The organism is Acinetobacter sp. YH16031 (genome assembly GCF_013417335.1).
GTDB lineage: Bacteria > Pseudomonadota > Gammaproteobacteria > Pseudomonadales > Moraxellaceae > Acinetobacter.
The window spans coordinates 35,068-48,408 of the sequence record NZ_VPED01000025.1; the positions used below are offsets into that span (position 1 = coordinate 35,068).

The following is a 13,341-nucleotide window of genomic DNA, read 5'->3' on the forward strand; positions in this document are numbered from 1 at the left end:
AACAATGGCCAAACGTGAAAGCGTACAGAAAAAATTACAGCGGATCCGACCACCACGCGTACAACTGACCTATGATGTTGAAGTCGGTGATGGAAAGGAAATTAAGGAACTGCCATTTGTTGTGGGTGTTTTAGGCGATTTTTCTGCTTCCTCTGAGCTGGAAAAAACCAAATTAAAAGATAAAAAATTTATCAATATCGATTTAGAAAATATTGATGAAGTGATGGAATCACTTGCTCCGCGAGCAAATTTTCAGGTTGAAAATACTTTAACCGAAGCCGGCGGCACTATGGCGATTGACCTGGTATTCAATGGGATGAATGATTTTCGCCCAGAGCAAATTGTGCAACAGGTGGAACCTTTACGTAAGCTGGTTGAAGCACGTGAACGTTTGACTGATCTGCGTAATAAAATTTCCAATAGTGAACGTCTGGAAGATTTATTGGATGAAGTGCTGAAAAACACGGATCAAGTACAAAAGATCAGTGTGGAGGCTGGTGATGAATAATTATAATGCTGCAACTGCCATAGATACTGCACTTGAAGAACATTCACTTTTGGATTCAATTGTCGAGCGTAGCCGTATTGCTCGTACTGAAAAAGAACATGATCGTGCTAAAAGTTTGATTGGTGAACTTGCTAAAGAGGTTATGGCAGGGACTATTACTGTTTCTGAGAATATGACGCTGGCACTTGATAAGCGTATTGCTGAAATTGATGCCATGATTTCAAGTCAGCTTAGCAAGATTATGCATCATGATGCTTTTCAAAAAGTTGAGTCTACTTGGCGTGGTTTATATTATTTCTGCCAGGAAACACCAGCACATTCTTTAATCAAGATCCGGATGCTGAATACTACAAAAAGGGAACTAATTAAAGACTTCCAAAGTGCGACCGATTTTGATCAAAGTACCTTATTCAAGAAAATCTATGAAGAAGAATATGGTTCATTCGGTGGTGCACCTTATGCAACCTTGATTGGTGACTTTGAATTTGACCGCACTCCTGAAGATATGTACCTTCTGGAACAGATTTCTCATGTCGCTGCGGCAGCACATGCACCATTTATTTCTGCTGCAAGCCCATCAATGTTTGGACTAGAATCATTTACTGATATTGATCGTCCACGTGATGTTTCTAAAATTTTTGAAACAGCAGAGTATGTACAGTGGCGTTCTTTCCGTGAAAGCGAAGATGCACGCTATGTGGCACTGACCATTCCTCGAGTACTAGGACGCTTACCTTATCATCCACGTGAAGGTACAGTGACTGAGGGCTTCAATTATATCGAGGAAGTTTCTGGTGAACATCATAATGAATACCTCTGGATGAATGCAGCTTATGCATTTGGCACTCGTTTGACCAATGCCTTTGATCTGCATGGCTGGTGTGCAGCCATTCGTGGTGTGGAAGGTGGTGGTCTGGTTGAGGGCCTTCCAGTACATAGCTTCAAGACCAATGATGGTGAAGTGATTTTTAAATGTCCAACGGAAATTGCCATTACCGATCGGCGTGAAAAAGAACTGAGTGATCTTGGTTTTATTCCTTTAGTCCATTGCAAAAATACGGACTATGCTGCGTTCTTTGGTGCACAGTCTGTGCAAAAAGCCAAAAAATATGACAATGATATTGCTAATGCCAATTCTGCATTATCAGGTCAAATTCAATACATTATGGCAGTTTCACGTATCGCTCATTATTTAAAAGCCATGATGCGGGATAAAGTGGGCAGTTTTGCCTCGGCAGGAAATGTCGAAGCCTTTCTTAATGACTGGCTGTCTCAGTACATTTTACTAGATGACGGTGCTTCACAAGAAGCAAAAGCTCAATATCCGCTTCGTGAAGCTTCGATCAAAGTTGTAGAAAATCCAGCTGAACCTGGTCACTACAAGTCTGTGGTTTTTTTAAGACCACATTTTCAGTTAGATGAGCTCTCTGTATCACTCAGGTTGGTCACTGAACTGCCGCAGTCAAGTCAATAGGACTACTGCGATTAAAGAACTATAAGCATTTATAACAATAGGATAATTATTAAAATGAAAGACATTTACGTCCAATTTCGTGGCAAATATAAAGTCGATGGCGAATCACGCGATTCTGAACATAAAAGCTGGTTAGAAGTAAATTCATGGGCACACCATATCCGTCAGCCTAAATCTGCGACTTCTTCAAGTGTGGGCGGCCATACTGCAGAACGAGTTGAGCATTCTGATATGGTCTTTGTAAAGGATCTGGATGCAACTAGTCCAAAGCTTTGGGAGGCTTGCTCTGCAGGGTATACCTTTGATGAAGTACAAATTGATTTTTATCGTGCCAACGGTGACAAACGTATCAAGTATTTGCAGATCAAACTCAAGCATGTCCTAGTTTCTCAGGTCACTCCAAATGTGAATCAGGAAGGTGTACCCACGGAAACATTTGGTCTGAAATATGCTGCAGTTGAGTGGACTTATAATCAGCAGGATATTAACGGTTCGCAAAAAGGTGCAGTTACCAAGAAATGGTCATTATCAAATAATACTGCTTCTTACGCAGCTTAATTTACATGGCCTGGATAAAGGCTGATATCCCTAGCCTTTATCTTTCTCTTTTAAAAAATATCTAATGAAAAGAATATGAATCTGGATCAACTTTATCCTTATGGATTTAGAAGTACGTTATTCGAACGTTTATTACCTGTAGATGATCAATACACTGGACAAGGTTTGTCTATACAAGAATTAAGACAATCCATTGCCCATGATCTCGAAGATCTTTTAAATAATCGGATGACTCGCCTGAATCAAACGGAAGAGCATTATCCAGGGATAAAAAATTCAATTCTGCAATTTGGAATTATTGATTTTGTTGGCTTGTCGACTGCGAATCCTACAGATCGTGACAAAATTTGCCGTTCAATTGAGCAGTCGATCAGTGCACATGAACCGCGTTTAAAACAGGTGAAAGTAGAGATGCTCATTAATGAAAACAACATGAGTAGCCTGTATTTAAGTATTTCAGCCTACTTAAATATTTCACCTTTATATGAGGTGGTGATGTTTGATGCATTACTTAAACCAACAACACAGCAATACGTTATCTTGGCTCGGAAATAAGCAGGCTGCATGTGATTGAAGATTTACTACCATATTATGAAAAGCAGTTACAGGAGTTTAGCCAGCAATCACGGGAGTTTGCTGCTAAATATCCTAAAATTGCGCAACGCTTATCTTTAAATCAAGAGCATATTGATGATCCACATATTGAACGGCTGATACAGGCATTTTCGCTGATTTCAGCACGTATTGATAAAAAGCTGAATGACAGTTATGAAATCTTTACACGCTCAATTTTTGAGGTGATGTTTCCACAATATCTAAAAACTTTTCCTGCCTGTTCACTCGTCAGCTTCGAAGATAGTAATAAGATAAAGAGCTTAAAAGAAGACTATATAATTCCGAAAAATACAGTCTTAAAGGCGCGCAGTATTCGTGGTGTCCAGTGTGAATACCGTACCGTGAATGATGTCACTTTATTACCAATCCAGTTGAAAGAAGTGAGCTTTAAAACGCATCCTTCTGCCTATATTCATTTGAATCGTAATGCCAAACTCATACTTAAATTTGAAATATTTAATCAGCAACTTGAACTATTAGCCCAACAAAAATTGCCTTTATATCTGGATGCGATTTCTAATTTTCCTTTACAGGTTCTCGATACGATTTTTAAGTCTGACACCCTTTTTTCTTTAAAATATCAGAATCACAAAGTTGATATTGCTCGTCCATTTGAAGTGATGGGTTTTACTGAAAAGGAAAGTATTCTTCCGATTGATCAACATACACATCAAGCTTATCGTCTGCTGACTGAATATTTCTGTTTTCCAGAAAAATTTAATTTTTTAAATCTCAATTTAAATTTTTTAAAATCTGTGATGAAAGATATTACAGATTTCGAATTGCAGATTCATTTTAAGATAGACCTGAATGATCAGGTGGTTATCCGAAATTATGCAGAGTTAAATAGTGCAAACCTCAAGCTGTTTAGCACACCAATCGTCAATTTGTTTGAAAAACAGGCTGAACCTCAAAAAATTGATCATCAACAACTCGAATATCCTTTAATCAGTGATGCCCATCATCCTGAATATTTTCAGGTTTACGGCATTACTGAGATGAATCTCTTAAGAGAAAAGAGTGACAAGAATCAACTGACTTATAAAGTGTTACCATTTTTTGCCATGAATCATTCTCATCAGGAGAACCAACAGTTTTTCTATCAGCTTTTACCAGCAGCGAATAAAAATAACAGTATTGATTTTAAATACTCGATTCTTTCCAAGAATCTAAAACCGGGAACGGCGACTTCTGATTTTATTAGTGTACGCTTACTATGTACTAATAGGGATTTACCTTATCAAAGTTATCACCAAGATCAAAACAGCTTATCTCTCAATGAAAATCATCTGGTACGGAAAGGCAAATTATTAAAACGGCCAAACCTACCTTATTGTTTTCAGCAAAAACAGCTAGAACAATGGCGAATCATTTCTCATCTGTCTTTGAATAATTTGTCTCTGATGAAAGGGGATTCAGTTAGTCATATGAAAGAGCTGCTTGAGCTTTATAACTTACCGCAAACGAAAGAAAATCAGCTCATTATTAATTCAATTCAGGCGATTGAGTTTTCTTTGAGGCAAAAGCTGATTGATCATCATCCATTTCCACTGTTTGTTCGAGGGGTTAAAGTCGAGATCCAGCTGGATACCCAAGTTTTCCGAGGTACAAGTATTTATATTTTTGCCCAGATTCTAAATCATATTTTTAATTTAAAAGTTCAGATGAATAGTTATGTGGAGATGACTGTGCTGGACTCAGAATCAAAACAGGAGTTATACCAATGCGTGCAGAACGTTGGTGGCAAGAGACTTCTGTAATTGATCAGCTCTATCAGCGACCGACTGCATTTGAACTGGTTCAGGCAACGCGGTTACTACGACACGATCCTCAGCAGCAAAATCAGCAAAAATGGAATAATACTTTTTATTTTTTAAGTTCATTGAATCTGAATTTTCCGGTATCTGAAATTGAATCACTTCAGCTAGACGATGAACGGGTACAAATCACTAATCTGATGGTGGGGCTGACGGGGATCCAAGGGGTATTACCTTATACCTACACCCATAAAGTCAGAGATGCAGCACGCCAACAGCGTGAACAAAGTCTGTATTTTTTAGGGCTGTTTAATAACAAACTCACTGTGCAATATATTGATGCCTGCCTGAACTACAACTTGCCTGTACGGTATGAAATTGAACAGGATAATCACTACTTAAAAATTTTACATGCCTTGAATGGTTATGTGGAAGAGCAACAAGACCAACAGTACATAGATGATTATTTTGCTGAGTTTGCAGGCTTAATGCAGGGACAAAATAATAGTGAATATGCTTTGAAAACCATTCTGTCCTGTATTTTTCAATTTGATTTTGAAATTAAGCAGCTAATGCCAGAGCAATTCCATTTAGATGATCAGCAGAAAAGTTCTTTAAGTGAAGCTCGACCAGTTGCACTCGGCATAAATAGCTTTTGTGGTGATAATATTACTCAAATAGATGAAAGAATCGAAATTATGATTGGTCCTTTACGCCGAAAGGATTATCTAAGTTTCTTAGCCCAAGGGACATACAACGTTAAATTACAAAAAATTATCAATACTTGGTGCAGTCCAACTATGCAAGTCGATATTCGACTGATTCTGGATAAACAAGATCTTTCATCTGTACAGCTTGGCAAAAACAATTCAATGACATTGGGTCAAGGGGCATTTATCCTGCCTGAACAGGATGAACATAATAATGAAACGTGTTATTGCTTAAAAGGGAGCATGGCATGATCAAATTTATCATTTCTGCTTTTCTGATTTTTACTATTTTAGTTGGCACTTTAGCGATCTATTACTGGCGAGATAGCAACTATGATCCATCCCAAATGGATCTGATCTGGTCTTTTATCTTGCTACCAGTTTCACTTTGTCTGCTAATTTTAAGCCCTTATTTTATTTATAAAACTATTCAAAATTTCCGAAACAAAAAACTGCAGCAACAAAAAGATCAGGAATTATCTATTTTAGTACAGCAAAAAGAAAAACAAGCTGTGAATTTAGCTAAGCAAACAGCCCAGCATTACACTTTGAACATTTTATCCAGTGCTGCTTGGCATTGTTTTGGAGAAAATGAAGAAATCATACAGTTTATGCAGCAGTTTAGAAGCCCTGAACTGGATTTCCAACTGAGCAATAATTATGGCTTGCCTCTTTTATCTTATCGTATTACAGCACTCGATCAGTGGCTGGAAAAAACTCAAGACGATGATGAAGATCAATCTTTAATTTTGACTACACGTGAACGGCGAATACAGCAGTTAATTCGGCAGCAACTGCAACAGCATGAACATAGTTTACAAGGGATTTCCCAGCAATTAAAACGGTCTGCACTTTTTTATGAGAGTGACTTTGCCTACCAATACCGTATGCATCCCGGATGGGATCCAGAAAATCTTCCTGAAAATGTTGAAGAGGAAGAGGAAGAGGAAGAGGAAGAGGAGATTACTCAGAAAGAGATAGAAACTGTAGTACGTTTAAATCGTCTCAATATTTATATCTTATTAGCAGAAAATCTGATTCACACTTGGGATGATCAGGTTTTTCAAACTCAACTTTTACAGCAGTTAGAAGATGATTACTCATTCCGGGCAGATCATCTGCATATTGAATTCTATTATTTCAGCCAACCCAAGGCTTATGCTTCTTATATTGAACTTTTACAAGAGATTGCTCAGCAGCCTGAACAAGCAAACCTGATTATTATGGTGGATTCTGAAATCGATCAGGACTGGCTGGATGAACAACTTTGGCAAAATGAGCAATATATTGCTTCAGAATATGCAGCCAGTTGGTGCTTAACTGCTGAACAAGTCGTTCTTGAGGTAGTTCCTGTATTACAAAAAATAAGAATAAGCACTCAGATGAAAGAGTTAAAAAATTATTTAACTGAGCAGCAGTTAGATTTAGCTGGCCAGATCGAAAAAGAACAGGCCTTTGTATTGCTCTTAGATGAAACAAAAAAATCCAAAAACCTTCATCAATTACAGCAAACTTTTATTCCGATTGGAGTTCATCCAGAATTTTTTATTTATATCCAATCTTTTATAGGAAATACGCAATGTTTAGGACATATTTTTGGGATGATGCTAGTGACACAAATGCGAAACAATATCATTACGATGACCTATAGCCTGGAACAGGAAAACACATATATTTATTGTGAAAATAAAGATTTAGAAAAAATTGAAGCAACAGCTTTAGTCGCATAAATAACTAAAAAAAATAGAATAATTAGAGATTATAGTGAATACATTAATTTATACGGTCCTAGGTTATGTCTGGCAATATGTCACTCATCCTAAAGTGATCATGGCCCTATCTTTCTTAGTTGTTCTGATTTCGATGAAGAATACCGTATCTGATCGGGTCTTCTGGAGTCTGGTAGCTGTTTATATTGCTGTTCTGGTTGGCTGGGGAATTTACGAGTTGATTCAACGCTATCGCCATGGCAAAAAGGGTAAGGCGCTAGCTGAGGCCATGTCCAAAAATGCTGAAGCAGAAAATAAATATAAAAATAAGGAAGAACTGCAACTGATTAATCAGCAAATGAAGCAGTCAATCCAACTTCTCCGAAAATCTAAATTGGGGGATCGTAAAGGCAATGCGGCCCTTTATGAGTTGCCTTGGTATATGGTCATTGGCAATCCGGCAGCAGGAAAAAGTTCAGCGATTTATCATTCTGGATTAAATTTCCCGTTTGAAGAAACCCATCGTAAAACGGTGTCTGCTGGTTTAAGTGGTACACGAAACTGTGACTGGTTTTTCTCTACAGACGGTGTTTTACTGGATACAGCCGGACGTTATTCAGTATATAGCGAAGATCATTCCGAATGGCTGGGTTTTCTCAATATTCTAAAAAAGAGTCGTTCCAAAGCACCAATTAATGGGCTAATTGTCATTGTCAGCATTGCTGAACTGGTGAGCCAGAGCCCAGATAAATCAATTCAACTGGCAAAAAAATTGCGTGCCCGGATTCAGGACTTGACTGAACGTTTAGAAGTTGTGACACCCGTGTATCTGATCTTTTCTAAAATGGATCTGATTGCCGGCTTTACTGAATTTTTTGATCGTTATAGCGAGCATGAGTTCAATCAGACCTGGGGTGCTACCTTGACCTACGATCCTCAGTCCAGTGAGAATGCGATTCAGCTCTTTGAAAAGCATTATAATATTTTATATGACGGTCTAAAAAATGTCAGTCATACCCATTTGTCACGTCGTCATTCTCAATATATTTCACCAAGTATAATGACTTTTCCGCTTGAGTTTAAAAGTTTAAAACCGGTATTAAGAACCTTTATTTCAGCCCTATTTCAAGAAAATCCTTACCAGTTTAAACCGGTCTTTCGTGGCTTTTACTTTACCAGTGCCTTGCAGGAAGGAACCATTGAAAGCCCAAAAACCGAACAAATTGCTGAGGATTTTCATCTGATTCGAAGTGAAGATGTTGAATTTGGTCTACCTACACGATCGATATCTCAAGATCATGGATATTTTCTAAAAAACCTGTTTTCAGAAGTAATTTTAAAAGATAAAAATCTGGTTAAACAACAGATTAATCCGCTGCGTAAACGTCAGCGTTTTATCGGGTTTATAGGCACTCTGCTGACAGTTGCGATTGTACTCAGTTTATGGATCTGGTCATATCGTAATAACCAGCAACTAATGAGCGAAATCCAGACTGATTTAAATAAAGTTGTGCAGCTGCATCAGCAATCTGGTCATGAACTCTCGACCCAGCTGGATTCTTTATTGATTTTGCAAGATCATTTACAACAATTGGATCAATATGAACAGCAGCTTCCATACAAATACAGTTTTGGACTCTATCAAGGTGATCAAATTCGGGAACAGCTCGAAACTGAATATTTAAAAGGGGTAGAGCTGCTGGTATTACAACCCACACAACAAAATATTGCCCAATACTTACAACAGCTCAAATTAAATGAAGCTCATCTGAAAGCCAATTATATCAATGTACCTGTACAGCAGACTGTTCAAGTGCAACAAGTGATATCAGAACCGTCTGAGCAGAATCCGCAAGATGCTTATAATGCCTTGAAAACTTACTTGATGCTAAGTAATCGGCAGTATATAGAGGCGGGACATCTGAGTGATCAGGTCACCCGTTTCTGGCGTTCCTGGTTGGATATTCATCGTGGTGAGATGCCTCGTGCCGAGATGATTCAGAAAGCTGAACAGCTATTAAGTTATGCCATGACCTTAACCAATCACCAGCATTTTCCTCAATTAAATTCTGATGCGGTGTTGGTCGAGCAAAGCCGTCAGATTTTAACCGCGATTACAACAGGCATTTCGGCAAGAGATCGCGTCTATAACGAGATAAAAATGCGTGCTTCGGTGCGTTACCCCACTTTGACATTAAAGCAGATACTAGAACAAGATACTCAATCCACGATGTTAGGTAGTTATGCCATACCGGGTTTTTTTAGCTATCAAGCCTGGAACGAGTATGTACAACCTGCGATTGAAAAGGCGGCACAAAATCCGACCGAGAGTAAAGACTGGGTACTGAATGTCTCAAAATCTGATGATCTCAGTTTTAGTGGCAGTCCGGAACAAATCCGTAAACAGCTCACAGAGATGTATAAAAAAGAATATATTGCCGAATGGCGTAAGTTCCTGAATGGTATTCATTATGCTAAAGCAGCAGACATGAACCAGCAGATCCGCCAAATGGATATTCTGGGAGAAACAGAACATTCTCCAATCCGAATCTTATTGCAACGTATTGCCAAAGAAACCAGTTGGGATAATCCAATGGTTCAAGCGGAATTAGCGACGCCACAAAAAGGTTTCATGGCCTGGTTTAAACGAAAAATTTTAAGACATGATGAGAAAAATCTAGCACAAAATGCAGCTGCTCATTTGTCTCAAGGCATAATTGCCCAAGATTTTCAGGTGCTATACCAAATTGTCCGCCAGCGAGATGACCTGAAAAACAAATCATTACTGGATGAATATCTTGCGTTACTGGGCAAGATGCGTAGCCAGTTCAATGACCTGAAAAGTTCTGGTGATATTGGTCCAGCAAGTATGGCTTTACTGCGACAAACGATTCATGAGCAGAATTCTACCTTTAATTTAAGCCAGAAATTTGTCACTGAAAAAATGTCTACAGGAAGCCAAGAACTCGATCAGCAAATCCTGCAAAAGATTTTAGTCGCACCACTGACACAGGCCTTTTCGAGTCTGATTCCACCAGCACAGGCTGAAATCAATAAGTTATGGCAGATTCATGCTTATCAGCCATTTAGCGGTAGTCTTGCACATAAATACCCTTTTAACAGCCAAGCCAGCTTGCAAGCAACAACGGCCGAAATTAACCAGATTTTTGGTGAAAATGGCAGTATTGCCCGCTTTGTAAAAGAATATCTGGATCCTTTAGTAATTCGTCGTGGCTATCAGCTGACTTCTAAAACCTGGCAGGATTTAGGTGTCGGTTTGAATCCTGCTTTTGTGTCAAATTTTCAAAATTATGTTGCACCTGTACATGGGGTCGCTACAGGTGAATTAAATCAAAGTTCGAATAGAACAATCTCTTCAAATCAGTCAAATTTCCAGTTCTATCCTTTGGAAAATCCGAATGTATTGTCCTATAACATTGAGATTGATGGACAGCGTATGCAGTTTGAAAACGGCATTCAACAATGGGTGAATTTTATCTGGCCAAATCCCGGAACGATTCCGGGTGCACGGATTAGCGTAGTCGATCTAGAAGGAAAGACCCATACCATTTTTGATGAGCCAGGTGAATATGGGATTAATCGGTTGATTGATTCAGCGCAGCGGCAGCAAAAAGGGAATATTTTTGAAATGGTTTGGCAGAGCAAAGCGCAGCCGAGCCTAGCAGTAAAAGTTAATTTCCGTCTGGTCAGTGGAGATACTTCTAGTTCGATTGCAGGAGGTGCGGGTTATCACAATTTACAGCTGGTTGATCAGGTCATGTCAAACAAGGCGGTTCGAGTGGTTGCTGCACAGTCAGCAACTAACAATGGTCAGTTAATGTCATCTTTAACGATGGCGACTAGCCAGCAAAAGTTAGAGGCAACTGCACCATGATGTGGATCAATTTATGGAAGCAGAATTTTGAGGTGAGTGGCGATGTATAAACTATCGACCCAGCCTTTTTATTATGGAAAATGCCCAGCTCATGGTGACTTCTTAAAATCCCAAGGCCAGCATGGGCTGATTCAATCTATAGACCGTTGGGTCAGTAAAGCGCTTGAATATGCGATGCAGTCTAACAATTTCAAGCAGCATTATACCAAATTGCCATCTTTAGATTTTTTCCTAGTCAATCTTCAGGTAGGCCAGTTTTTGGTGGCAAATCTGATCAGCAGTGAAGATTATTCAGGCCGTCATTTTCCAATGATTCTAGGACAAGTTATTGAAATGGATCAGCCTCATGAAAACCTGATGTATTTACATTACCGGTTTAAACCGACGCTGATCGAGCTTTATCAGCGTAATCGGGTGATACGCTCGATTCAGAGTCCGGATATTTTATTGGATAAATTAAGCAAATTAACCGATCAAAGTTCGGTATATAATGCTGAAGATGTTCAGCAATTTTATGATACGCAGACATTGAATTTGCTGGCTAGGCTTATGGGGGGTACAGTATATGAACTGGTACAAACACTGATTGCACTCGGATTATTGCTGCAACCCATTATTAAGCAGGGTACAGACCGTTTAAATAAAATTCTGATTTTACCTATTCATAACATGCCCTATTGCTATGAAATCGCTGCATTCTGGATCAATCTGATTAGCCTGTTTATACAGAAACAGTCTAGTCATTTATTTATTGGATTGTTGCATGCAGATCAACCGGTTTTATTATGTGGCTTCCAAGGTACTGATAGTATAGCTTTAGGCGATATTTTTAATCAAAATATGCAGAGTCAGCATTGGGTGTCCTTGTTGCACGCGGCTTGGATTGATCCTTATCTAGAACAAAATGCAGGTCTAGCAGTGTTAGAACAAATACTGAATCAACAACGGATGAGCCTGACTAATATTATTCAAATTTTTAAACAAACATTTATTGAAGAATAAGATGAAAAAAAAGAACTATATTGACCCAATAAAAATACTAATAAGTGTATTAGGGCTAAGTACAAGCTTTATGATTTTTGCTCAACCGATTGTGATTGAAGGGGTAGTGCCAAATGAAAAAATAAAGACTGAGATTTTGGCTAAAGCTTATAGCATTTATGGACAGCAAAATGTGGTGGATCAGATTCAGGTTCGCCAAGTTACAACACCAAGTAACTGGCTAAATACAGTAACGAAAGTGATTAATGATGATCTTAAAAAGGTGAAACAGGGCAATTTAACAGTAAAAGGAACAGAGATTAAAATGGCAGGAAAATTGTCCAATTCTGAAGATTTACAAACAACTCAAGTTAAATTTCAAAGTTTGACACCAGTAAATTTTCGCTTAAATACCCAGCTTTCATTGAATCAGGCAGAACAGCAGATTATTGATACTGCATTAAAAAATCGTATTATTGAATTTGAATCTGGTAGTGCAATTTTAGCCGCATCAGGGATGCAGATTTTAGATGAGATGGCAGTTGCATTGAAACGTGTGCGTGGAAAAAAGGTCAAGATTTTAGGGCATACAGACAGTTCTGGAGATGCTGATAAAAATATCATCTTGAGTCAGCAACGTGCAGATGCGGTTAAAACTTATTTAATCCATAAGAATATCCCAGCAGAATCTTTAAGTACGGAAGGCCTCGGTTCGAATAAACCTGTAGCGGATAACACAACTGTGGAAGGCCGCAAGAAAAATCGCAGAATTGAGTTTGAGGTACTTTAATAAGGAGAATGAGTAGTCAAAAAATTTAAAAATATGAACGGATTTTTAGAATAAATCAAAAAGTTATGCTTAAAAAAGAAACAATAGACCTCTTTCATAAATCATTTTTTGCTCAGTTCCAAGTTGTAGATTTCAGTGATTAAATTGAATCTCAAACCAAGCCTTTTACCTCTATTTCGATAACGCTCAGCAAGGATTTTGAAGGTTTTCAGGCTGTCAAATACATGCTCAATTCCGATTCTTCTTTTATTGATTTCTTGATTATAGATTTTCAATTCAGGATCCAATTTACAGTGTCTTTTGGCTTTTAATAGCAACAGGCTATTCGGATACAACACATAAAT

General features: G+C 38.3%; 11 protein-coding genes. 10 read left to right on the forward strand and 1 reads right to left on the reverse strand.

Features of this window, described 5'->3' with window-relative positions; all coding sequences use genetic code 11:
* The first annotated feature begins 4 nt into the window (after nt 1–4).
* From tssB to FTV31_RS11410, 10 genes are all read left to right on the forward strand, one after another.
* Entirely contained in the window at nt 5–508 is a 504-nt protein-coding gene (gene tssB / locus FTV31_RS11365) for a type VI secretion system contractile sheath small subunit (RefSeq protein WP_180014938.1), read from the forward strand.
* On the forward strand, nt 501–1,982 hold the full coding sequence (gene tssC / locus FTV31_RS11370) for a type VI secretion system contractile sheath large subunit (protein ID WP_180014939.1): 1,482 nt from the start codon (nt 501–503) through the stop codon (nt 1,980–1,982). Before tssB ends, tssC begins: the two co-directional genes overlap by 8 nt.
* A gap of 54 nt (nt 1,983–2,036) precedes the next feature.
* Complete coding sequence (locus tag FTV31_RS11375; protein ID WP_004785894.1) at nt 2,037–2,540, forward strand: type VI secretion system tube protein Hcp; 504 nt, start codon at nt 2,037–2,039, stop codon at nt 2,538–2,540.
* Nucleotides 2,541–2,615: 75 nt separating this feature from the next.
* Nucleotides 2,616–3,095, forward strand: coding sequence for a type VI secretion system baseplate subunit TssE (tssE, locus tag FTV31_RS11380; RefSeq protein ID WP_180014941.1), 480 nt, complete (start codon nt 2,616–2,618; stop codon nt 3,093–3,095).
* An 11-nt stretch (nt 3,096–3,106) separates the two neighbouring features.
* Entirely contained in the window at nt 3,107–4,915 is a 1,809-nt protein-coding gene (gene tssF, locus FTV31_RS11385) for a type VI secretion system baseplate subunit TssF (RefSeq protein ID WP_180014943.1), read from the forward strand.
* Nucleotides 4,879–5,874, forward strand: coding sequence for a type VI secretion system baseplate subunit TssG (gene tssG, locus FTV31_RS11390; RefSeq protein ID WP_180014945.1), 996 nt, complete (start codon nt 4,879–4,881; stop codon nt 5,872–5,874). Before tssF ends, tssG begins: the two co-directional genes overlap by 37 nt.
* Complete coding sequence (locus FTV31_RS11395; RefSeq protein ID WP_180014947.1) at nt 5,844–7,352, forward strand: hypothetical protein; 1,509 nt, start codon at nt 5,844–5,846, stop codon at nt 7,350–7,352. The genes tssG and FTV31_RS11395 overlap by 31 nt, the downstream gene beginning before the upstream one ends.
* A 34-nt stretch (nt 7,353–7,386) precedes the next feature.
* Complete coding sequence (tssM, locus tag FTV31_RS11400) at nt 7,387–11,226, forward strand: type VI secretion system membrane subunit TssM (protein WP_180014949.1); 3,840 nt, start codon at nt 7,387–7,389, stop codon at nt 11,224–11,226.
* Between the two features lie 42 nt (nt 11,227–11,268).
* Complete coding sequence (gene tagF, locus FTV31_RS11405; protein WP_180014951.1) at nt 11,269–12,228, forward strand: type VI secretion system-associated protein TagF; 960 nt, start codon at nt 11,269–11,271, stop codon at nt 12,226–12,228.
* 1 nt (nt 12,229) lies between these two features.
* The gene (locus FTV31_RS11410) at nt 12,230–12,997 is read left to right on the forward strand and encodes an OmpA family protein (protein ID WP_218948721.1); all 768 of its coding nucleotides are present in this window, start codon (nt 12,230–12,232) and stop codon (nt 12,995–12,997) included.
* 101 nt (nt 12,998–13,098) lie between these two features.
* On the opposite strand, the gene FTV31_RS17310 is transcribed toward FTV31_RS11410, so the two are convergent.
* Nucleotides 13,099–13,341, reverse strand: a 243-nt coding sequence (locus tag FTV31_RS17310) for a transposase family protein (RefSeq protein WP_306669713.1), incomplete at its 5' end; no start/stop codon positions are given.

Bases quoted from the DNA above. Each gene is read 5' to 3' on its own strand.
- tssB (WP_180014938.1), top strand. From the start codon at position 5: ATGGCCAAACGTGAAAGCGTACAGAAAAAATTACAGCGGATCCGACCA.
- tssC (WP_180014939.1), top strand. From the start codon at position 501: ATGAATAATTATAATGCTGCAACTGCCATAGATACTGCACTTGAAGAA.
- FTV31_RS11375 (WP_004785894.1), top strand. From the start codon at position 2,037: ATGAAAGACATTTACGTCCAATTTCGTGGCAAATATAAAGTCGATGGC.
- tssE (WP_180014941.1), top strand. From the start codon at position 2,616: ATGAATCTGGATCAACTTTATCCTTATGGATTTAGAAGTACGTTATTC.
- tssG (WP_180014945.1), top strand. From the start codon at position 4,879: ATGCGTGCAGAACGTTGGTGGCAAGAGACTTCTGTAATTGATCAGCTC.
- tagF (WP_180014951.1), top strand. From the start codon at position 11,269: ATGTATAAACTATCGACCCAGCCTTTTTATTATGGAAAATGCCCAGCT.
- FTV31_RS11410 (WP_218948721.1), top strand. From the start codon at position 12,230: ATGAAAAAAAAGAACTATATTGACCCAATAAAAATACTAATAAGTGTA.